This window comes from Pedococcus sp. P2_D9, assembly GCF_056404275.1.
The window spans coordinates 1-20,141 of sequence record NZ_JBFUEI010000011.1; the positions used below are offsets into that span (position 1 = coordinate 1).

Sequence of the window (20,141 nt, forward strand, 5' to 3'; positions counted from 1 at the left end):
CCGTTGGCCATGAGCATTGGAACCGGGCCGCGACCTCGCTGATCGGGACGTGGCGGTCGACCACCAACTTGGCGACCTTGAGCCGGACACGAGGGGTCAGGGCAGCGTTAGCGTGGGACACGAGGGCCTCCTGTTTTGTGAGCGGATACCTAGGCAGTTCCACTCCACCGCGGGAGGCCCTCCCCGCGCCACTGATCAGATCAGCGGATCACACCCACTCAACCAACGTCTCGGGTCAGTACAGCTAGCAAAGGTTGCTCGCAGGGCAGGGCGAGGGGTGCGTCAGGAGGCGAAGGTGATGGTGACGGTGCTGGCCTTGCCGCCGGCCTTGGCGTCGTGCCACTCCCAGCCGGAGGAGTCGCGCGTCCGCGTCCACTCCCGCGACCCGACGCGCACGGACGTGGCGCCGTGCAGCGAGGCCGTCGCCACGGCATACGCCCCGGCACTCCAGGCGGCGCGCTCGGAGCCGGCTGTCACGGTGAGGGTCCGGCCGCTGACGGCGGAGGTCACGCCGAGCTCGGTCTTGAGGGCCGCCTTGAGGGCTGCCGGGTCGCCGGTGGTCGCGTCGTTGAGCCGGCAGCCGAGGCCTTCGGGGGAGTGGCCGCTCAGCGTGGAGGCGAGCAGCCGCCCCTCCTGCTCGTGGTCGGCATAGGCCTCGGGGTAGGCGCTCTTCTGCACCTTCTGCGCGATCTCGGTGATCCGCATGCCCTCGTAGCCGTCGATCTTCACGAGCGCGTCGTAGAACTTGTTGGTCGCGTAGACGGGGTCGAGGATCTGGTCGACGGTGCCCCAGCCCTGGCTCGGCCGCTGCTGGAACAGCCCCACGGAGTCGCGGTCGCCGTACTTGAGGTTGCGCAGCTTGGACTCCTGGATCGCTGTCGCGATCGCGATCGTGGCGGCTCTCGCGGGGAGGCCGCGCTTCTCCGCGACCGCCTCGATCGTGGCTGCGTATGCCGTCTGGCTGGGGTCGAAGTCGACGCTCGTCCCCGAGGCGGTCGCCTGGCAGCGGGGCCCACCGAAGTTGCTGATCACACCCCGAGCGCCGACGATGCCGGCCCCGACGACTCCGCCCGCCAGGACCAGCACGACCAGTCGGGTGGCGAGCCGGCGCTTGCGCGACGGTGGCCGCTGCTCCGAGAGCACGACCCCGCCGCGCCTAGTCGTTGGCATGCAGGGCCGAGTTCAGGACGATGCCGTGACCGTCGCGGGCACGGGCCTCGACGGTGCCGGTCACGGAGTTGCGGATGAACAGCAGGTTGGACTGGCCCGACAGCTCCCGGGCCTTGACCACCCGGCCGTCGGTCAACGTCACCTTGGTGCCGGCGGTGAGGTAGAGACCGGCCTCGATGACGCAGTCGTCGCCGAGGGCGATGCCCAGGCCCGACTCGGCGCCGAGCAGGCAGCGCTCGCCGATGCTGACCCGCTCGGTGCCGCCGCCGGACAGGGTGCCCATCGTGGAGGCGCCACCGCCGATGTCGGAGCCGTCGCCGACGACGACGCCCTGGCTGATCCGACCCTCGACCATGGAGTGGCCGAGCGTGCCGGCGTTGAAGTTGACGAAGCCCTCGTGCATGACGGTCGTGCCCGATGCGAGGTGCGCGCCGAGGCGTACGCGGTCGGCGTCCCCGATCCGGACTCCGGCGGGCACGACGTAGTCGGTCATCCGCGGGAACTTGTCGACGCCCAGCACCTGCACCGGACCACGGGCGCGCAGGCCCGCACGAGTCAGCTCGAAACCGTCCACCGAGCACGGTCCCTGGGTCGTCCAGACGACGTTGACCAGGACGCCGAACAAGCCGTCGAGGTTGATCGTGTTGGGCTGCACCAGGGTGTGGGAGAGCAGGTGCAGGCGCAGGTATGCGTCGGCCGGGTCGGCCGGGGCGGCGTCGAGGTCGATCTCGGTCGCGACGACCTCGCGGCGAACGTGCCGCACGTCGTCCTTGCCGACCAGTGCCTCGAGCTCGGCCGGGGCGTGGCTCCCGGCGGGTCGGGCACCGAGGGTGGGCTGCGGGTACCACGCGTCGAGGACCGCACCGTCGTCGTGGATTGTCGCCAGGCCGAAACCCCATGCGGTGCGTTCGCTGCTCATGGGACCAGCCTACGAGACGGGGTGGTGTCGCCCAGACCCATGGGTCTTCGGAAGATGCGCCGTGCCAGGGACCTGGCGGATCTTCCGAAGAAGTGGCGGTGGATAGGGTTCTGGCATGGCGAACTCACCTGTCGACACCATCGCACTCGACCTGTCGGCGGACATCGTCACCCTCACGGCGGCACTGTGTGACATCGAGTCGGTCTCGCGGGACGAGGCCGCGATCTGCGATGCGATCGAGGCGGCCCTCGCCCCGCTGGCCCACCTCACGGTGACCCGGATCGGGAACACCTTGGTGGCCCGGACCGACCTCGGTCGCGACGAGCGGGTCGTCCTCGCCGGCCACATCGACACGGTGCCGTTGACCCAGGACCCCGCCAACCTGCCGACCCACCGGCAGGGTGACGACCTCTGGGGCCGCGGCACCGTCGACATGAAGGGTGGGGTCGCCGTCCAGCTCAAGGCGGCCCTCGTGGCCGAGCCGAGCCGCGACCTGACGTTCGTGTTCTACGAGGGCGAGGAGATCGACAGCGAGTTCAACGGCTTGCTCCACATCGACAGGCAGCGTCCGGACCTCATCGCGGACGCCGACTTCGCGGTGCTCCTCGAGCCGACCGGCTCGATCGTCGAGGGCGGGTGCAAGGGAACGCTGCGCGCAGAGGTCGTCACCAAGGGCATCGCCGCCCACTCCGCCCGACCCTGGAACGGCCACAACGCCATCCACGACGCGGGCGAGGTCCTGACCCGCCTCGCGACCTACCAGCCCGAGACCGTGGTGGTCGACGGCCTGGAGTACCGCGAAGCCATGAACGCCGTGGGCATCACGGGTGGCATCGCCGGCAACGTCATCCCCGACCGGTGCGTCGTCACGGTCAACTACCGCTACGCCCCCGACAAGTCGCCCGAGGACGCGCTCGCCGTCGTGCACCAGCTGTTCAGCGGCTACGTCGTCGAGGTGAAGGACAACGCCCCCGGCGCCCGGCCCGGCCTGCACCTGCCGGCGGCCAAGGCGTTCGTCGAGGCCCTGGGTGTCGACGTCGTGGCCAAGCAGGGCTGGACCGATGTCGCGCGGTTCTCCGCCATGGGTGTGCCGGCAGTGAACTTCGGCCCGGGCGACCCGAACCTGGCCCACCACGATGAGGAGCGCTGCCCCGTCAGCCAGCTCGAGTCCGCGGAGGCCGCCCTGCTGCGCTGGCTCGCGTGAGCGCCTGAGGCGCGGCCGCGAGGCGGCCCCGGCCGCGAGGCGCGCCGCAGACCCGCGCGGTCATCCCTCCAGCGACTCCCCGAAGCCCAGCGGCGCCCGGGTGACGAGGTAGGTCGCCCAGTTCATCTTGAGCACGGTGCCATCGGAGGCGCGGGTGACCCGCAGCTGTTCGCCGCGCTCGCGACCCGACACGGTGCGGAAGGTGCTCTCGTCGAGCCGCTCGAAGACCGATGGCGCGCGGTCGGCCGGAGCCGAGTCGGCGCGTGCCTCGAGCCGCCCTTCGCGCACCGAGAAGGTGTACCCCGAACCCTCTGAGAACCACCGGCCCAGCAGGGGTGCGAGGTCTTCCGGGACGGACGTGCCCGCATGCCAGGGCTCCTCCTCCGCAGGGTCGTTCTCGAGGACGTGGTCGCCCAGGCCGATCGCGAAGGCCGCCGGGTCGGGCGACGAGGAGCTGTTCATCAGGACGATGCCTCCGGTGCCGCTCTCGCGGTGGGTGAAGACGCCGGACACCTGACCCGGCATCCCGCCCGTGTGCCCGACCCAGGTGCGTCGGGTGGTCGAGCGCATCAGGAAGAAGCCCAGGCCCATCGCGCCACCCCACCCCTCGGGGTCGACGAGCAGCTGCGGCTGGCACATCTCCTCGAGCGTGTCGGGGGACAGGATGGCCGCATCCGGGGCGGCCACGAAGCCGGACCACCGGGCGAGGTCGGTGACCGTGCTGGCCAGTGCCCCGCACGGCCCCATCGCCCGAAGGTCGAGCACCGGCTCCACCCGAGGCACGTCGTGGAACGGCTGCACGTGGTAGCCCGTCGCCCGTGGCCCGCCGTCGAAGCCGACGCTCGTGCGGGTCATCTCCAGCGGCTCGAGGATGCGGGCGCGCAGTGACTCCTCCCACGAGCGGCCCTCGAGGTGCTCCACGAGCTGGCCCAGCACGGCATACACGATGTTGGAGTAGTGCCAGTGGTCGTGGGGCCGGCCGACGCGCTCGATCGCGTTGAAGTCGCTCATCAGCGTGGCGGCGTCGGGCTGCTCCAAGGTCTCCCAGATGTCACCGAGCGGCTCGCGCGCCAGACCGGTCGCATGGGAGAGGGCTTGTCGCACCGTGGCCCGCTGCGTCACGCCGGGCAGGTGCTGGTCGAGGGTGTCGTCGAGGTCGAGGCGCCCCTCGTCGCGCAGGGCCATCACCAGGACAGCGGTGAAGCTCTTGGTGTTCGAGGCGATCAGGAACTGGTCGTCGGGGCCGGGGACGCGCGGCGAGGCGACGTCGACGGTGCCGATGCCGTCGGTCCAGACCGGCTCCCCGCGACGGACCACGGCGGCGGCTAGGCCCGGCACGCGACCTGTCCGCTGGCGGTCCAGCGCCAGGTTTCGCAGCTGGCGACGGGTGGCGTCCTGCACAGTGGTGTCCACCCGTCGACCCTAGCGAGGGTCCGGTCGCCGCTCGCCGACCAGCCGTCCTCGCGTAGGTTGGCCCCCGTGAGCGAGCAGCCCGACGAGCAGACGCCCGACGACCAGACGCCTGACGACCAGACGCCCGACGACCTGACGCAGACCGCAGGCGCCACCGAGCGCGACCACGAGTACCCCGGGTTCGACTACCACACGGGCCCGGTCACGTTGCGGGGTTCGCGCGTCCCGGCGTCGACCACCGACCAGCGCCTGCTCGACAGCGGTGGGTCGAGTGAGTGGGTCCACACGGACCCGTGGCGGGTGATGAGGATCCAGAGTGAGTTCGTCGAGGGCTTCGGCGCCCTCGCGGAGCTCGGCCCCGCCGTGAGCGTCTTCGGGTCGGCCCGCACCAAGCCCGGCACCCCCTTCTACGAGATGGGCGCCCACGTGGGTCGTCGCCTCGTCGAGGAGGGGTATGCCGTGATCACCGGCGGTGGCCCCGGCGCCATGGAGGCGGCCAACAAGGGTGCCCGCGACGCCGGCGGTGCCTCGGTGGGCCTGGGCATCGAGCTGCCGTTCGAGCAGGGTCTCAACGAGTACGTCAACCTCGGTGTGAACTTCCGGTACTTCTTCGCCCGCAAGACGATGTTCGTCAAGTACGCGCAGGGGTTCATCGTGCTGCCGGGTGGGTTCGGGACGCTGGACGAGCTGTTCGAGGCAGTCACCCTGGTCCAGACCCAGAAGGTCACGTCGTTCCCGATCGTGCTGATGGGCACCGAGTACTGGGGTGGCCTGTTCGACTGGCTGCGCAGCACCGTCCTGGACGCCGGCACAGTGAGTGCCAAGGACGTCGACCTGCTGCACCTGACCGACGACGTGGACGAAGCCGTCCGCCTCGTCACGGAGGCGGAGGAGCCGGTCGCGCCCAAGCGCCCGGAGTAGCCCTCCACCTCCACGAGTCCCACGGCCCGGCCCGGCCCGACCCGCGCTGGGAGGGAGGCGGTCGTGGACGGAGGGTGGACGGGACGGTTGCCGCCGCCGATGATGGAGGCGTGACCATCTCGCCGCTGCCGCGACATGGCGACGTCATCGTCGGTCGAGACGTCGCCGGGCGCACCCTGCGCATCTCAGGTCACCCCGAGTCCGGCCGCGTGGTGCTGTCGATCTGGCAGGACACGGTGTGTCGCGCCACGCTCCGACTGACGCCCGAAGACGTCCCGCAGTTCGTCGAGATGCTCACGCGCACGGCGATCGCGCGGTCCGACGGAGCCCCCGACGAGGTCCGTGACCTCAGCACGGCGGGCTGACTAGGTCGTCGTCAGGAGTTCGTGCGACGATCGCCCCGTGATCTGGGTCTTCTTCATCGCCGTCGGCGTGCTGGTCATCGGCGCGTTCGCCGCTCTCGTCCTGGGACGGGTGGGCTACGACCCCCTGGCCGAGGCGACGACGACCCAGGCGGATCCGATCCTCTCCGAGGAGTTCGGCTCCGGAGAGATCTCGGCTGTTCGTTTCGACACTGCGCTGCGCGGCTATCGCATGGACCAGGTGGACGCCGTGCTCGACCGGCTGCAGACCAGGATCGCGGAGCTCGAGGCCGGCAGCGATCCCCGCCGCTGACCCATGGCCGACCTCCACCTCACCCGGCACTGTGCCGCGCCGCCCACCACGGTGTGGGACGTCCTGAGCGACTTCGCGGCATACGGGGACTGGATGCCGCTCACCCGCATGCGGGTGGACGCGGGCGGTCCGCGGCCGGGCTGGGGTTTCGCGGGGTTCAGCGGGATCGGCAGAGTCGGGTTCTCGGACTCGATGCTGGTGACCGTGTGGGAGCCTCCGGACGCCGGGGGAGTCGGCCGCTTCCGGGTCGTCAAGACGGGATGGTTGCTGGGCGGCTGGGCCGAGATCTGCGTTGAACCGGCGGGCGAGGGCACCCGTCTGGACTGGCGTGAGGACGTCGTCGTGCGGCCGCTGCCGTTCAAGCGCGTCTTCACGCCCCTGTTGCGCAGGGCCAGCGACTGGCTCTACGGGCGGGCCGTGGACGCCATGGTCGCGCGGGCCGAAGAGCGTCATCGGTGAGCGGTCTGGTCGTGGGCGAGGACGGACTGGCCCGGTGTGCGTGGGCCGGCTCGACGCCCGACTACCTCGCCTACCACGACACCGAGTGGGGAGTGCCGGTCCACGGGGAGCAGGCGCTCTACGAACGGCTCACCCTGGAGGCCTTCCAGTCCGGGCTCGCCTGGATCACCATCCTGCGCAAGCGCGAGGGGTTCCGGTCGGCCTTCGCCGGCTTCGACCCCGAGGTCGTGGCGGCTTTCGGCGAGGACGACCGCGCCCGCCTGATGGCCGATGCGGGAATCGTCCGCAACCGCCTGAAGGTCAACGCCGCCATCCACAACGCCGGCGCGGTGCTGGCCCTGCGCGACCTCGGCGGGCTGGATCAGCTCATCTGGTCGCACGCCCCGGCCCACCACACCCCGCCGGCCACCACCGAGCAGCTGCGGGCCACCTCGCCCGAGTCGGTGGCCCTCGCCAAGGCGTTGAAGAAGGCCGGGTTCGTCTTCGTCGGCCCCACCACGATGTATGCCGCGATGCAGGCCTGTGGGCTGGTGGACGACCACCTCGTCGGCTGCCACCGGGCGGGCGGACACCAGTGATGCGCACCCTCACGGCGAGGGTGGTGCTGACCTACCTGGCGCTGCGTGCCGTCTCGGCCGTGCTGCTCGTGCTCGCGAGCCACGACCAGGTCGTCATGCCGGACTGGACCGGCCCGACCGTCGAACCCATGGACATGACGGTGCTGTGGGACGGCAGCTGGTACCGCTACATCGCCGAGCACGGCTATCCGCACGTGCTGCCCGTCGACGCGTCGACCGGCCGCGTCACCCAGAACGCCTGGGGCTTCTTCCCCTTGTTCCCCCTGCTGTCCCGGTTGCTCATGTCCGCCACCGGGCTCGGTTTCCCTGTCGTGGCGTCGTCCCTGTCCCTCGTGTGCGGTCTGGGCGCGGCCGTCATCATGGCCCGGCTCCTCGCCGAGCGGGTCGGCGACCGGGTGGCGCTCGCGACGGTCGTCGTCTGGGGTGCCCTCCCGGCGGCGGTCGCCCTGCAGCTCGCCTACACGGAGTCCCTCGCGATGGTCCTCCTGTGCGCCCTGTTGTGGGCGTTGATGCGGCGGAACTGGCTCGCCGTGGGAACCCTTGCACTGCTGTTCGGCGTGACCAGACCGATTGCCGTGCCCGTGGCCGTCGTGGTCGCGGCGATGCTCTGGCTGCGGTGGCGCGGTCGGGCCGCCGACCCGATCGACCGCGCCGAGTACGCCGCGGGAACCTTCGCGCTGGTCGCCTCCGGCGTCGGCGCCGTGGCCTGGCCCCTCATCGCGTGGCGGGTCACGGGGTCGCGCAGCGCGTACACCGACACGATGGCCGCCTGGCGGGCCGGGGGGGAGATCGCGCCGCTCAAGCCCTGGCTGGGCATGTCGCAGTGGGTGTTTCGCGACTTCGACGGCGGCGCTGTCTACGGACCGGTCGCCCTCGCGGCGCTCGCCACCACCATCGTCGTGCTCACCTGCGGTCCCTGGGCGACCCGGCTGGGCCCGGAGCTGCGCGCCTGGTCGCTGGCCTACCCGGCATACCTCGCCGTCGTGCTCGACCCCTTCACGAGCATCTTCCGCTACGTCCTTCCCCTCTTCCCGCTCGCGGCGGTGATCCTCGGTGGGGGCTGGGTGGAGCGCTCGGCGAGGTGGTTGTGGACTCGAACCGCCGTCCTCGTCGCGCTCGGCATCGTCGGGCAGGCCCTGTGGATCTGGAAGCTGCTCGTGTTCGTGCCGCCCTCGGACTACCCGCCGTGACCGTGACCGGCCTGCGGGCCGTCGTGACGTCTCAGGGCCGCAGCGCAGTGGGGCGGTGGGCGCTGCGCCGTCCAGTGGTTTTCCTGCTGCTCGTGTATGCCGTGACGAGGGCGCTCGCGTTCCTCGCCATGTGGGTGGCGGCGACGTGGTTCCAGACGCCGGCGGGGGTCGGTCACCTCGACCCGACCGTGGGCGACATCCTCGGCGGCTGGGACAGCATCTGGTACCGGCGCGTCGCCACGCAGGGCTACCCGGTCCCGTTGCCTGCGGACCCTGACAGCGGGCTGCTCACCTACAGCGCCTGGGCGTTCTACCCCGCCTTCCCCATGATGGTGCGTGGACTGATGGCCATCGGCCTGCCGTTCGAGGTGGCGGGTGTCGGACTCAACCTCGTGCTCGGTGCGGGGTGCACCCTGTTGGTGTGGCGGTGCTTCAACTACGCCATGCACGCGTCCCCGCAGCCGGCTCGCGAACGACTCGCGCTGGTCACCGGCGTCCTGTGGTGCCTCTATCCCGCGACCGGCATCCTCGTGATGCCCTACACCGAGGCGCTGGCGGGTGTGCTGATCGCCGGGTCGCTCCTGCTGCTCATGCAACGTCGCTACGCCTGGGTGGCGGTGCTGACGCTCGCACTCGGGTTCACCCGCGCCGCGGCTCCCGCGATCGCGTGTGCTGCGATCGCCCACCTGGTGCTGCGGTGGCGTGAGGACAGGGTGGCCGGAGTGGTGCCACTACGGGGCCACCGCATCTCGGCGGTCCTGATGCTGGTGGCGACCGGCATCTCCTCCCTCGCCTGGCCGGTCGTCGTGGGCTTCATCAGCGGGCTGCCGATGGCGTTCTTCGACGTGCAGGCGGCCTGGGGGCAAAAGCCCGAGTCCGGTCCCTTCGTGCTGTGGCTCTCCTGGGCGTGGGAGGGACACGGGATCGTCGGCGTGACGATCCTGGTCTCCCTCGTGGCGACCTACATCGCCCTCATCGTGGGTCGGCACGGTCGCTGGCTGGCGGTCGAGCTGCGGGTGTGGGCGCTGGCCTACCCGCTCTACCTGCTCGCCGTGGTGAGACCGATCACGAGCATGTGGCGCTTCCTGCTGCTGGACTTCCCGATCGCCGCGGTGGTCGCCTCAGTGGCGATGCGCACGTCGACCGGCGCCAAGATCGTGACGCACTGGCGCCGCCGGGTGGGCGTCGTCGGCGTGGTCCTGCTCGTCGGGCTCTTCTGGTTCACCTGCACGCTGCTGACCTACACGCCCTGGGCGTCCACCCCACCCTGACCCGAGCAACCTTTGCTAGCAAAGGTTGCTCGCTGAGGGACAGGTTGCAACGTGTCCGTCAGCGAGGAACCTGTGCTCGGTCGGGCGAATGCTCACTCGCCGATGAAGACCGGCTTCTCCTTGGCGAGGAACGCCGCGACCGCAGCGCGGTGGTCCGCGGTCCCGCCGGTGAGCGTCATGTACTCGCCCTCCTGGGCGAGGGACTCGGTGAGTCCGTGCCCTGCGCTGAACGCGACGGCCCGCCGGATGGACCCGTAGGCCAGGGTCGGTCCGGCGGCCAGGGTTGTCGCCAGCTCGCGCACCGTCGCCTCGAGCTCCTCGGCCGTGACGACCCTGGTGACCAGGCCCAGGGCCAGGCACTCGTCGGCCGGCACGGTGCGGGGCAGCAAGAGGAGCTCCTTGGCCTTGGCCGGACCCACGATCCGCTGAAGCGTCCAGGAGGTTCCCGAGTCGCAGGACAGTGCGATGCCGGCGAAGGCGAGGTTGAAGCCGGCGGTGTCCACGAGCACCCTGAAGTCCGCTGCGAGCGCGAACCCGGCACCTGCTCCGGCGGCCACCCCGTTGACCGCCGCGATGACCGGCTTGTCCATGGTGGCGAGGAGCTCGACGATGGGGTTGTAGTGCTTGGCGACGGTGTCCCACAGCGCCGGGTCGTCGCGCTGCAGGAAGGTGACGTGCTCGCGCAGGTCCTGCCCCACACAGAACGCGCGACCGCTGCCGGTCAGCACCACGCACCGCACCGTCGGGTCCTGCGCGACGTCGGTCAGCGCTGTGACGAGCGCTTCCTTGGTGGCGATGTCGAGCGAGTTCATCGCCTCGGGGCGGTTGAGCCGTACCGTGGCCACCGCGCCTTCCCTCTCGACGACGACGGGGGACTGCTGCGGGACAGTCGGGTCGGCGGCGTTGTCGCTGGTGGCGGGCGTGGTGCCCACGGTGTCGGAGGTGTCGGTCATGGGCGCCATCCTGCCGGACCGTCGTCCGACCCGGATTTCGCCTGTGAGCGGGTTCACGGGATAATGGAGCAAATCTGGCGCGCGCGGGGATGATCACAAGCACTGGCGTGGATCCGCGTGGCCAGCAGCAGACCACGCCAAACGGAAGGGACACTCATGGCGGCAATGAAGCCGAGGACCGGCGACGGCCCGCTCGAGGTGACCAAGGAAGGTCGGGGCATCGTGCTGCGCATGCCGCTCGAGGGTGGCGGCCGGCTCGTCGTCGAGATGACCCCCGACGAGGTTCGCGCGCTCGGCGACGCGATCACCAACTGCGAGGGCCTCAAGTAGCCTTCACCGCACGTTTCGAGGACCCCCGTCGGCAGTGTCCGACGGGGGTCCTCGCGAGTCCAGGGGTATGCCGCGGCCGAACCACAGGTGGGTAGGGTCGGGTCCGTGCGTGCACCCGAACTGCTCGATCCCGCTTCGAGCGCCTGGACCATCTCTGCCGAGCCCCTCACCGACGTCCTCGCGGACCTCGACGCCAGCGACCTGCTGCTGGCGCTCCCGGTTCCCAGGGGTGGTCTGCCGCCGACGGGCGCCGGCGCGGCAGCCCTGGCGTTGGTCGGCCTCGACGCCGCCGACGTCGTGGCAGCCCACGAACCCAAGGAGGGTGCCGGCTCGGTGACACGGATCCCCCTGGTCCCGGGGGAGCGACCGGCCCGGACCGTGCTCCTGGTGGGAGTCGCTGACGCGAGCCCGTCCGACCTGCGGACGGCCGGTGCCGCCCTGGGGCGGGCTGCCAAGGGGCACGCCTCGCTCGTGACCACTCTCGGCAGCGGCGCCGCCCGAGGCGCGCAGTCGGCCTTGGCCGAGGGACTCGCGCTCGGTGGCTACTCCAGCCCGCGATGGGTGGGCGACGACGCCGAGCCGGCGACCGGTCCGGCGGGGGAGATCGCGCTGGTCGGCTCCTATGACGAGCCCTCGGTCCGGCACTCGGTCGTGCGCGCCCGAGCCACGATGCTGGCTCGGAACCTGGCGGTGGTTCCGTCCAACATCAAGAACCCCGCCTGGCTCGCCGCCCAGGCGAGGACCATCGCAGGTCGCGCCGGGCTAGACGTGATCGTGTGGTCCGAGAGGGAGCTGCGCGCCGAGGGGTTCGGCGGTCTCCTGGCCGTCGGCGCCGCCTCCGCGTCGCCTCCCCGACTGGTCCAGCTCGACTACGCACCGCAGGGCGCGACGGCCAGGACGCCGCGAGTCGTCCTGGTGGGCAAGGGAATCACCTTCGACACCGGTGGGCTCGACATCAAGCCTGCCGAGGGCATGCTCGCCATGAAGACGGACATGAGTGGTGCGGCGGTCGTCCTCGCCGTGCTCGCGGCCTGTCGCGAGCTGGCCGTACCGGTGAAGGTGACCGGCCTGCTGGCGCTCGCCGAGAACGGCGTCGGCGGCGCGGCATACCGTCCCTCGGACGTCGTCACGCAGTACGGCGGACGTACGGTCGAGATCGGGAACACCGACGCCGAGGGGCGGATCGTGATGGCCGACGCGCTGGCCTATGCCGACCTGCGCCTCGACCCCACGGTGCTCCTCGACATCGCGACCCTGACGGGCGCTGCCCGCGTGGCGCTGGGTCGGTCGATGGCTCCGGTCTATGCGACCGAGGATTCCCTCACCCGCGCCCTCGTCGGGGCCGGCGAGGCGACCGGGGAGCTGCTCTGGCCCATGCCACTCGTCGAGGACTACCGGCCGAGCCTGGACAGCGACGTGGCCGACATCAACCACATCGCGGGCATCGGAGGCGGCGGCGGCTCGATCTCGGCAGCATTGTTCCTGCGCGAGTTCGTGGGTGCGCGACGCTGGGCACATCTCGACATCGCCGGGGTGGGTCGTTCCGACGTCGACCGCGGACTCCTCACCAAGGGCGGGACGGGCTTCGGTGCCCGCCTGCTGCTCACCTGGCTGGAGGAGATGTCATGAACGCGGGATACGGCCTGAGCGTGCGATGGTCCCTGGAGACCGCACCGGACGGCGTCGCCCAGGAGCTGCGTGACTACGTCGTGGGCACGTCGATGGCGAGGTTCATGTTCCTCGACGGGCTCGCCTTCAAGACCTGGCGGATGGTCGAGGGCAAGTGGTTCGAGGGCACCTACGTCTTCGACGAGAAGGTCTACCGCGACGACTTCCAGCGTGAGTTCACCGCGACCGCGGCCGAGTCCGCGGGCAGCGGGATCATCGGGTCCGCCCCGACCCTCATCGAGCCGTTCGAGGTCGTGGCGATCGCCGAGGGCCCAGGTCGGTTTCGTCGCGGCCCTGGTCCGGGCACCGCCTGACCGTCAGCGCTTGACGGCCGCCAGGACGCCGTCACCGACCGGCAGCAGGGCGGGGATCAACCGGTCGTCGTCGCGCAGGGCCTTGCCCAGGTCGCGCAGCACCGACGTCTGCTGGTCGCGTGCAGCCGGGTCGGCCACCTTGTCGTGCCACAGCATGTTGTCGAGCACGAGCACGCCGCCGGAGCGCAGGAGACGAATCCCGTGGCTGACGTACTCCGGGTACTCCACCTTGTCGCCGTCGATCACGACCATGTCGTAGGCGCCGTCGGTCATCCGGGGCAGCACGTCGAGCGCCCGGCCGGTGATGACGCGGGTGCGCTGGTGGGCGATGCCCGCCTCGGCGTAGGCCTTCTTGGCCACGCCCTGGTGCTCGGCCTCCACGTCGATCGTCGTGAGGATGCCGTCTTCGGGCATGCCCTGGAGCAGCCACAGTCCCGAGGTGCCGGCACCGGTGCCCACCTCGACGACCGACTTCGCCTTCACCGCGGCCGCCAGCAGTCGCAGCAGCACCCCCGCACCGTTGCCGACCGGCACGGCACCCAGCTCCTCGCCGCGGCGCCGCGCAGACTCGATCACCTCGTTCTCGGTGACGAACTCCTCGGCGTAGGCCCAGCTGGCCGGCTTCTGTGCGCTCATGCGGCAAACCCTACTGCCGCAAGCACGACGAACCGGGCACGCGGCATACAGGAAACGCTCAGGTTGTTGGGGAACGATGCAAGCCGTTCGGTCGTCTGGACCGAATGCAGGGTGTGCGCGCCGCCAGGCGCCCGACGGAGGTGAGGGACGTGACCGCGACCGACACGATCGGTTCGGCCCGACAGGATGCCCAGGGGGACGTCCCGGGCACCCAGGAGGCGACCGCGTGGGTGCCCCCGACGTGGGAGGAGATCGTCGAGCAGCACTCCGCGCGCGTCTACCGGCTGGCCTACCGCCTCACCGGCAACCCGCACGACGCCGAAGACCTGACCCACGACGTGTTCATCCGCGTCTTCCGGTCGCTGCACAGCTACCAGCCCGGCACGTTCGAGGGCTGGCTGCACCGCATCACGACCAACGTCTTCCTGGACAAGATGCGCCGCAAGCAGCGGATCCGCTTCGACGCCCTCTCCGACGAGTCCGCCGCGCGCCTGCCCACCCGTGAGGCGGGGCCCGAGGCGACGTTCGAGGCGACCCACTTCGACGACGACGTGCAGCGAGCGCTCGACGCCCTGTCGCCGGACTTCCGGGCCGCTGTCGTGCTGTGTGACATCGAGGGACTGTCCTACGAGGAGATCGCCGCCACGCTCGGCGTCAAGCTCGGCACCGTGCGCTCGCGCATCCACCGCGGCCGGGCCCAGCTCCGGGAAGCCCTCGCCCACCGCGACCCCACCCTCGCCCGCCCCGCAGTGGACGCCGACCGCGCGCCCGTCGCCAAGCGCCGCCTGCCGGTGCTCGGCCGGGCGGTGCACGGATCGCGATGAACCGCCCGCTGTGGGCAGGTATGCCGGGTGCGGCCCTCGCGGGGGGACGCGGCCGGTGTCTCGGCGACCAGCTGACGGCCTACGCCGACCGCGCCATGGACGAGGCGACCCTGCTGCGGTGGGACCGTCACGTGGTCGCGTGCCAGTGCTGCCGCGGAGCTGTCGACGAGGAGCGGCGCGTGCTGATGGCCCTGCGGTCCTCGCTCGGTGCCGCCGTGCCCGGAGACCTGCGCGGCATGTTGCTCGCCCTGGGCACCCAGACCCCGGGTCGCGCCCCTGACGGTTCGCCTGTCACGCCTGGCCCGTTGCTCCCGCCCATCCCGGCCGCGCCCGTGCGGGTCGTCGACCGTGGGGCCCCGGCGCAGCACCGCTCGGCCGGCCGGGCGACCGTCTACGCCGGACTGGCGGCCGGAGCCACGGCCGCGGCGGCCCTGAGCCTCGTGGTGACCGGTGGCCTGGCCCCGACCACGCAGCCGGTCTCTCCGGCGGTGCAGCGCGCCAGGCCGGCGACCCCGGGTTTCGCCACTGCCTCGTTCACCGTTCCCGGGCTCGGCGGCACCCCGTCTGCGACGTCCGTGGCACCCGCCGTGGGCACCGGTCGCGGTCGTTCGGCACAATCGTCTCCATGAGTGACGAGCGAGACCCGGCGGGCGCCGACCAGCCAGTCTCGGCCGACCCCGGCCAGTCCGCTCCCGACCCCCTGGCCGATTCCGCCTGGGACCCCTGGGCGCCCCCGGGGCGAACCGCTGCTGACAGCACCCAGCCGGTCGACCTGTCGCACACCCAGGAGCTCCACGGGGCCACCGGGCTGCCCGCGTCGGGCAGTGCACCGTCCGAGCCGCCACCCGTCGACGCGGTCTGGGCCGCTGAACCGACCGGCTGGCCGAGCGAGGCCTCCGCACACCAGGCACCCGCCGGACCCCCGGCACACCCCTCGAGCGATCCGGTCACGCAGGCCCCGACGGGCGCGGGCTGGGACCCCATCACCGCCCCCACGGCCGATGCGGGGTATGCCGGCCAGCCGGCACCGTGGGTCGGCCACCACCTCCCGGAGGCCACGGCCCCCCAGCAGAAGGGCCCCGGGTGGGGCGCCCTGGTCGCGGTGGCTGCGGTGGCGGCGCTGGTCGCGGCGGGGCTCGGTGGCCTGTTCGGCGGCTGGCTCGGGGCGACAGGACGGGTCGACTTCGGTTCGCTCGACCGCACACCCTCGTCCATCCCACGCGCCGGCGCCGGTGCCACGTCACGCCCCGAAGGCTCCATCGCCAACATCGCGGCCAAGGCACTGCCCAGTGTCGTGACCATCAAGGTCGACGGCGCCGACGGCGGCGGCACCGGCTCGGGGTTCGTGCTCGACCGGGACGGCCACATCATCACCAACAACCACGTCGTCGCCAGCGCGGCCGGCGGGGGCACGATCAAGGTCGAGCTGTCCAACGGCACCGAGATCGCTGCCACGATCGCCGGCCGGGACGCGTCCTACGACCTGGCGGTGCTCAAGACCAACCGCACCGACCTCGTTCCGCTGGTCATCGGCTCGTCGAAGGACGTCGTCGTGGGGGACCAGGTCATCGCCGTGGGTGCGCCGCTCGGTCTCGAGTCCAGCGTCACCAGCGGCATCGTCAGCGCCCTCAACCGCCCGGTGAGCCCCGGCGGTGACGGCAACCAGCAGTCGTACATCAACGCCATCCAGACCGACGCGGCGATCAACCCCGGCAACAGCGGTGGGCCGCTCCTCAACATGGCCGGTCAGGTGATCGGCGTGAACTCGGCCATCGCGCGGATCCCCGGAACCACCGACACCCAGTCGGGCAACATCGGTGTCGGCTTCTCGATCCCGAGCGACCAGGTCCTCAAGACGGCCGAACAGCTCATCAAGACCGGCTCGGCCCAGCACCCGGTGATCGGGGTCGTGCTCGACCGCGAGTTCACCGGTGACGGCGTGCGCATCCTGGCCAAGCCGAGCACCAGCAGCGGCCCGCCGGTCGACCCCAACGGCCCGGCAGGCAAGGCGGGGATCAAGGCAGGGGACGTCATCATCGAGTTCGACGGTCGGCGGGTGACCGACCCCGACGACCTCGTCGTGGCGATCCGCGCCAAGAGCGTCGGCGACGCGGTCTCGATGAAGGTCCGCCGCGGGAGTGAGACGATCAGCGTCACACTCACGTTGTCCGGCTCGGGCAAGTAGCGGCAGGGGCTGGCATGGCGGGCGTCAACGGCTGGGAGTTCATCGCGCTGATCGTGCTGGCCGTGGTGATCCTCGGACCCGAGCGACTGCCTGAGTACGCGTCGAAGCTGGCGCAGCTCGTCCGTCAGGCCCGCGCCCTGGCCGAGGGCGCCAAGGGCCAGCTGCGCGAGCAGATGGGACCGGAGTTCGACGACATCGACTGGCGGCAGTACGACCCGAGGCAGTACGACCCACGCCGGATCGTCCGCGAGGCCCTGCTCGACCCGACGCCGGTCCAGCCCGACGGGGACGGTCCGACCTACTCGACGAGCACGGGCGGCCACGACGCTGCCAGGCCGACGCCGTTCGACGACGACGCCACCTAGACCGGCGAGGCCAGACCCGGGTAGGGGTCAGGAGCGGGAGCTAGCGACCGACGGGGGACAGGCCGAGGGATCGACCGGCGAGTCCGCGCGACCGGGTGCCCAGACCCCGGGCGATGGCCCGCAGCGAGACGGCGGCCGGCGACTCGGGGTCGCGGAGCACGACCGGGGTGCCCTGGTCGGAGCATTCACGCAGGTTGGTGTCGAGGGGGATCTGACCCAGCAACGGCACCTCGGCGCCGACGGCCCGGGTGAGCGACTCGGCGACGACTTTGCCGCCACCGGACCCGAAGATCTCCTGGCGCGAACCGTCGGGCAGCTCGAGCCACGACATGTTCTCGATCACGCCGACAATGCGCTGATGTGTCTGCAACGCAATGGATCCCGCACGTTCGGCGACCTCTGCGGCGGCCTGCTGCGGGGTGGTCACGACGAGGATCTCGGCGTTGGGGATCAGCTGGGCGACGGAGATCGCGATGTCGCCCGTGCCCGGAGGCAGGTCGAGCAGCAGCACGTCGAGGTCGCCCCAGAAGACGTCGCCCAGGAACTGCTGGAGCGCGCGGTGCAGCATCGGTCCGCGCCAGACGACCGGCTGGTTCCCCGGCACGAACATGCCGATCGAGATGACCTTCACCTCGTGGGCGATGGGCGGCAGGATCATGTCGTCGACCTGGGTCGGCCGGTGCTCGACCCCGAGCATGCGCGGCACCGAGAAGCCGTAGACGTCGGCATCGACGACACCGACCCGCAGCCCGCTCTGCGCGAGGGACGCGGCGAGGTTCACGGTGATCGAGGACTTGCCGACGCCGCCCTTGCCGGACGCCACGGCATACACGCGGGTCAGCGAACCGGGCTTGGCGAAGGGGATCTCGCGCTCGGCGTTGCCGCCACGCAGCTGGGTGCGCAGGGCAACGCGCTGCTCGTCGCTCATCACCCCGAGGGTGACGTCGACGGCGGTCACGCCGGGCACCTTGGCCAGGGCGGCGGTGGTGTCCTTGGTGAGGGTGTCCTTCATGGGGCAGCCCGAGACGGTGAGCAGGATGGTCACGGCCACGCGGCCGGTCTCGTCGACCGTCACGCTCTCGACCATGCCGAGCTCGGTGACCGGCTTGCGGATCTCCGGGTCGATGACGGTCGTGAGCGCCTGGTGCAGGGCGTCGTCGGTCACCGTGGCGGGAGCGTCGGTCGGGCTGGGGGACATGCCCCCATGCTAGGTCGCGCCCTGGTCCTTCGAAGAACCGGTGGGTCCGCTCACGCTGTCATCTGGCTCACGTCGCCGGACCTCCAGCCCACGGTCCTCGAGCTCCTCGAGCAGGCCCCGCAGCTCGGACCGGAGGAAGTCGCGGGTGGCGGCGTCGCCCATGGCGTGCCGCAGCGACGCCACCTCGCGGGTGAGGTACTCGGTGTCGGCGAGGTTGCGCTCGTCGCGGGCACGGTCCTGCTCCAGGGCGACGCGGTCGCGGTCGGCCTGACGGTTCTGCGCGAGCAGGATCAGCGGCGCGGCATACGAGGCCTGGAGGCTGAGCATCAGCGTGAGGAAGATGAACGGGTAGTTGTCGAAGCGCCAGTCCTTGGGCGAGACGAGGTTCCAGGTCAGCCAGAAGGCGACGAAGACCGTCATCGCGAGCAGGAACTGGGCGGTGCCCATGAATCGAGCGAACTGCTCGCTCCACCGCCCGAACGTCTCCTGGTTCATGGCGGGTCGCGGCAGCAGCGCCCGGCGGGTCTCGCGGGGCTGGTCCAGCCGGCTGGAGGCCATCCTCCGGTCGCGCTCAGCCATGGGTCACCTCGTGGCGTTCCTCGCGCCAGTCGTCGGGAAGGATGTGGTCGAGCACGTCGTCGACCGTGACGGCGCCGATGAGCCGGCCGTCGCTGTCGACCACCGGGACGCCGACCAGGTTGTAGGTCGCCAGCATGCGGGTGACCTTGCCGAGCGGAGCATCGGCCCGCAGCGGTTCGATCTCCTTGTCGAGGATGCTGCCCACCGCGCCGTGCGGCGGTTCGCGCAGCAGCCGCTGGATGTGCACCATGCCGAGGTACTTGCCGGTGGGTGTCTCGTGCGGCGTCCGGCAGACGTAGACGGTCGAGGCCAGCGCGGGAGACAGCTCGACGCGACGCACGACGGCCAGGGCCTCGGCGATCGAGGCCTCTGGGCCGAGGATGACCGGCTCGGTCGTCATCATGCCGCCCGCGGACTCCTCGTCGTAGGTCAGCAGCCGGCGCAGGTCGGCGGCCTCGTCGGGCTCCATGAGCTGGAGCAGCTCCTCCTGCTTCTCCGCCGTGAGGTTGTGGAGCAGGTCGGTGGCGTCGTCGGGCTCCATCGCCTCGAGGACGTCGGCGGCGCGTCCCACGGGCAGCGTCTCGAGGATCTCGACCTGGTCGTCCTCGGGCAGCTCCTCGAGGACGTCCGCGAGCTTGTCGTCGGCCATCGCCTCGGCCACCTCCGCGCGACGCTTGGGCGACAGGTCGTGGATGACGTCGGCGAGGTCGGCGGACTTCAGGTCGTCATAGGTCTCGAGCAGCATCGCCGCCGACTGTCCGGCCGTGGACTGGTGTATGCCGGTGACGTCCTCGACGGGGACGAGCACCGTGGCGCCGCGGCGACGCCGGAACGCGCCGAGCGAGCCGCGGGCGGCACCTTGGCGCACGTAGACCTTGGACATGGCCCAGTCGCGGCTTCGCTCCTGTTCGATCGCGACGTCCTCGACGGTGGCCTCATAGGCACCCTCGGGGTCGTTGACCGTGACCGGCCGCTCGAGGATCTCGGCCATCACGAGCACCTCGTTGGTGCGCTGCTCGAAGCGACGCATGTTGACCAGACCGGTGGTGATGACCTGGCCACCGTCGACCGAGGTGACCCGGGTCATCGGCACGAAGACGCGACGCCTGCCCGGCACCTCGACCACCAGACCGATGATGCGGGGGCGGCGACGGGAGGCCCCGAACGTCACGACGACGTCGCGAACGCGCCCGACCTGGTCACCGAGCGGGTCGAACACGCTCAGGCTGGTCAGGCGGCCGACGAAGACGCGCGACGGAGTGCTCACGCGGCCAAGGTTATCCGTCCGA

23 protein-coding genes and 1 pseudogene are annotated in these 20,141 nt (G+C 71.2%); 15 read left to right on the top strand and 9 right to left on the bottom strand.

The genetic code is table 11. The annotated features are described in order from the left end of the window. The 3 genes and pseudogenes from AC1DXJ_RS15870 to dapD all read right to left on the bottom strand — a co-directional run. Positions 1-121, bottom strand: a pseudogene (locus AC1DXJ_RS15870) (IS481 family transposase); the annotation flags it as partial. A gap of 161 nt (positions 122-282) precedes the next feature. Next, positions 283-1,170, bottom strand: coding sequence for a hypothetical protein (locus AC1DXJ_RS15875; protein ID WP_477615618.1), 888 nt, complete (start codon positions 1,168-1,170; stop codon positions 283-285). Continuing rightward, entirely contained in the window at positions 1,157-2,089 is a 933-nt protein-coding gene (dapD, locus tag AC1DXJ_RS15880; RefSeq protein ID WP_477615619.1) for a 2,3,4,5-tetrahydropyridine-2,6-dicarboxylate N-succinyltransferase, read from the bottom strand. Before dapD ends, AC1DXJ_RS15875 begins: the two co-directional genes overlap by 14 nt. A gap of 115 nt (positions 2,090-2,204) precedes the next feature. Between dapD and dapE the strand changes: the two genes are divergently transcribed. Continuing rightward, positions 2,205-3,293 carry a succinyl-diaminopimelate desuccinylase gene (gene dapE / locus AC1DXJ_RS15885; RefSeq protein ID WP_477615620.1) on the top strand — a complete coding sequence of 363 codons (1,089 nt, stop codon included), beginning with the start codon at positions 2,205-2,207 and terminating at the stop codon, positions 3,291-3,293. Positions 3,294-3,353: 60 nt separating this feature from the next. On the opposite strand, the gene AC1DXJ_RS15890 is transcribed toward dapE, so the two are convergent. Next, a complete protein-coding gene (locus tag AC1DXJ_RS15890) occupies positions 3,354-4,706 on the bottom strand; it encodes a serine hydrolase domain-containing protein (protein WP_477615621.1) in 1,353 nt (450 codons plus the stop codon). Between the two features lie 132 nt (positions 4,707-4,838). Here AC1DXJ_RS15890 and AC1DXJ_RS15895 point away from each other — a divergent pair, with 132 nt between their 5' ends. The 7 genes from AC1DXJ_RS15895 (at position 4,839) to AC1DXJ_RS15925 (ending at position 9,800) form a co-directional block, all read left to right on the top strand. Next, on the top strand, positions 4,839-5,627 hold the full coding sequence (locus AC1DXJ_RS15895) for an LOG family protein (RefSeq protein ID WP_477615755.1): 789 nt from the start codon (positions 4,839-4,841) through the stop codon (positions 5,625-5,627). A 110-nt stretch (positions 5,628-5,737) separates the two neighbouring features. After that, positions 5,738-5,992 (top strand): hypothetical protein, encoded by a 255-nt coding sequence (locus tag AC1DXJ_RS15900; RefSeq protein ID WP_477615622.1) that lies wholly within the window; start codon positions 5,738-5,740, stop codon positions 5,990-5,992. A 37-nt stretch (positions 5,993-6,029) separates the two neighbouring features. Next, a complete protein-coding gene (locus tag AC1DXJ_RS15905) occupies positions 6,030-6,302 on the top strand; it encodes a DivIVA domain-containing protein (RefSeq protein ID WP_477615623.1) in 273 nt (90 codons plus the stop codon). A gap of 3 nt (positions 6,303-6,305) precedes the next feature. Then, positions 6,306-6,761, top strand: coding sequence for an SRPBCC family protein (locus AC1DXJ_RS15910; RefSeq protein WP_477615624.1), 456 nt, complete (start codon positions 6,306-6,308; stop codon positions 6,759-6,761). Further along, a complete protein-coding gene (locus AC1DXJ_RS15915; protein WP_477615625.1) occupies positions 6,758-7,339 on the top strand; it encodes a DNA-3-methyladenine glycosylase I in 582 nt (193 codons plus the stop codon). Before AC1DXJ_RS15910 ends, AC1DXJ_RS15915 begins: the two co-directional genes overlap by 4 nt. Beyond that, a complete protein-coding gene (locus tag AC1DXJ_RS15920) occupies positions 7,339-8,529 on the top strand; it encodes a hypothetical protein (RefSeq protein WP_477615626.1) in 1,191 nt (396 codons plus the stop codon). The genes AC1DXJ_RS15915 and AC1DXJ_RS15920 overlap by 1 nt, the downstream gene beginning before the upstream one ends. Further along, positions 8,526-9,800, top strand: coding sequence for a hypothetical protein (locus tag AC1DXJ_RS15925; RefSeq protein ID WP_477615627.1), 1,275 nt, complete (start codon positions 8,526-8,528; stop codon positions 9,798-9,800). Before AC1DXJ_RS15920 ends, AC1DXJ_RS15925 begins: the two co-directional genes overlap by 4 nt. A gap of 92 nt (positions 9,801-9,892) precedes the next feature. Here AC1DXJ_RS15925 and AC1DXJ_RS15930 read toward each other — a convergent pair whose 3' ends face one another. Then, positions 9,893-10,753, bottom strand: coding sequence for an enoyl-CoA hydratase/isomerase family protein (locus AC1DXJ_RS15930; RefSeq protein ID WP_477615628.1), 861 nt, complete (start codon positions 10,751-10,753; stop codon positions 9,893-9,895). Between the two features lie 156 nt (positions 10,754-10,909). On the opposite strand from AC1DXJ_RS15930, the gene AC1DXJ_RS15935 reads away from it, so the two are divergent. The 3 genes from AC1DXJ_RS15935 to AC1DXJ_RS15945 all read left to right on the top strand — a co-directional run bounded on the left by AC1DXJ_RS15935 (position 10,910) and on the right by AC1DXJ_RS15945 (position 13,065). After that, positions 10,910-11,083, top strand: coding sequence for a DUF3117 domain-containing protein (locus tag AC1DXJ_RS15935; protein WP_082592686.1), 174 nt, complete (start codon positions 10,910-10,912; stop codon positions 11,081-11,083). A gap of 105 nt (positions 11,084-11,188) precedes the next feature. Then, positions 11,189-12,712 carry a leucyl aminopeptidase family protein gene (locus tag AC1DXJ_RS15940; RefSeq protein ID WP_477615629.1) on the top strand — a complete coding sequence of 508 codons (1,524 nt, stop codon included), beginning with the start codon at positions 11,189-11,191 and terminating at the stop codon, positions 12,710-12,712. Then, positions 12,709-13,065 carry a hypothetical protein gene (locus AC1DXJ_RS15945; protein ID WP_477624143.1) on the top strand — a complete coding sequence of 119 codons (357 nt, stop codon included), beginning with the start codon at positions 12,709-12,711 and terminating at the stop codon, positions 13,063-13,065. Before AC1DXJ_RS15940 ends, AC1DXJ_RS15945 begins: the two co-directional genes overlap by 4 nt. A gap of 3 nt (positions 13,066-13,068) precedes the next feature. Here AC1DXJ_RS15945 and AC1DXJ_RS15950 read toward each other — a convergent pair whose 3' ends face one another. Further along, the gene (locus tag AC1DXJ_RS15950) at positions 13,069-13,701 is read right to left on the bottom strand and encodes an O-methyltransferase (protein ID WP_477615631.1); all 633 of its coding nucleotides are present in this window, start codon (positions 13,699-13,701) and stop codon (positions 13,069-13,071) included. 149 nt (positions 13,702-13,850) lie between these two features. On the opposite strand from AC1DXJ_RS15950, the gene sigE reads away from it, so the two are divergent. The 4 genes from sigE to AC1DXJ_RS15970 are packed head-to-tail and all read left to right on the top strand — an operon-like array spanning position 13,851 to position 17,075. Beyond that, positions 13,851-14,525, top strand: a complete 675-nt coding sequence (sigE, locus tag AC1DXJ_RS15955; RefSeq protein WP_477615632.1) for an RNA polymerase sigma factor SigE — start codon at positions 13,851-13,853, stop codon at positions 14,523-14,525. Then, positions 14,522-15,154, top strand: coding sequence for an anti-sigma factor (locus tag AC1DXJ_RS15960; protein WP_477615633.1), 633 nt, complete (start codon positions 14,522-14,524; stop codon positions 15,152-15,154). The genes sigE and AC1DXJ_RS15960 overlap by 4 nt, the downstream gene beginning before the upstream one ends. Then, positions 15,151-16,710: a S1C family serine protease gene (locus AC1DXJ_RS15965; RefSeq protein WP_477615634.1), complete on the top strand. Its 1,560-nt coding sequence runs from the start codon at positions 15,151-15,153 to the stop codon at positions 16,708-16,710. Before AC1DXJ_RS15960 ends, AC1DXJ_RS15965 begins: the two co-directional genes overlap by 4 nt. A gap of 14 nt (positions 16,711-16,724) precedes the next feature. Continuing rightward, complete coding sequence (locus AC1DXJ_RS15970; protein WP_477615635.1) at positions 16,725-17,075, top strand: twin-arginine translocase TatA/TatE family subunit; 351 nt, start codon at positions 16,725-16,727, stop codon at positions 17,073-17,075. 40 nt (positions 17,076-17,115) lie between these two features. Here the strand turns inward: AC1DXJ_RS15970 and AC1DXJ_RS15975 are convergent, their stop codons facing one another. The 3 genes from AC1DXJ_RS15975 to AC1DXJ_RS15985 are packed head-to-tail and all read right to left on the bottom strand — an operon-like array spanning position 17,116 to position 20,119. Continuing rightward, positions 17,116-18,273, bottom strand: a complete 1,158-nt coding sequence (locus AC1DXJ_RS15975) for an Mrp/NBP35 family ATP-binding protein (RefSeq protein ID WP_477615636.1) — start codon at positions 18,271-18,273, stop codon at positions 17,116-17,118. A 9-nt stretch (positions 18,274-18,282) separates the two neighbouring features. Beyond that, positions 18,283-18,852, bottom strand: coding sequence for a DUF1003 domain-containing protein (locus AC1DXJ_RS15980; protein WP_477615637.1), 570 nt, complete (start codon positions 18,850-18,852; stop codon positions 18,283-18,285). Continuing rightward, complete coding sequence (locus AC1DXJ_RS15985) at positions 18,845-20,119, bottom strand: magnesium transporter MgtE N-terminal domain-containing protein (protein WP_477615638.1); 1,275 nt, start codon at positions 20,117-20,119, stop codon at positions 18,845-18,847. Before AC1DXJ_RS15985 ends, AC1DXJ_RS15980 begins: the two co-directional genes overlap by 8 nt. Positions 20,120-20,141 lie beyond the last annotated feature (22 nt).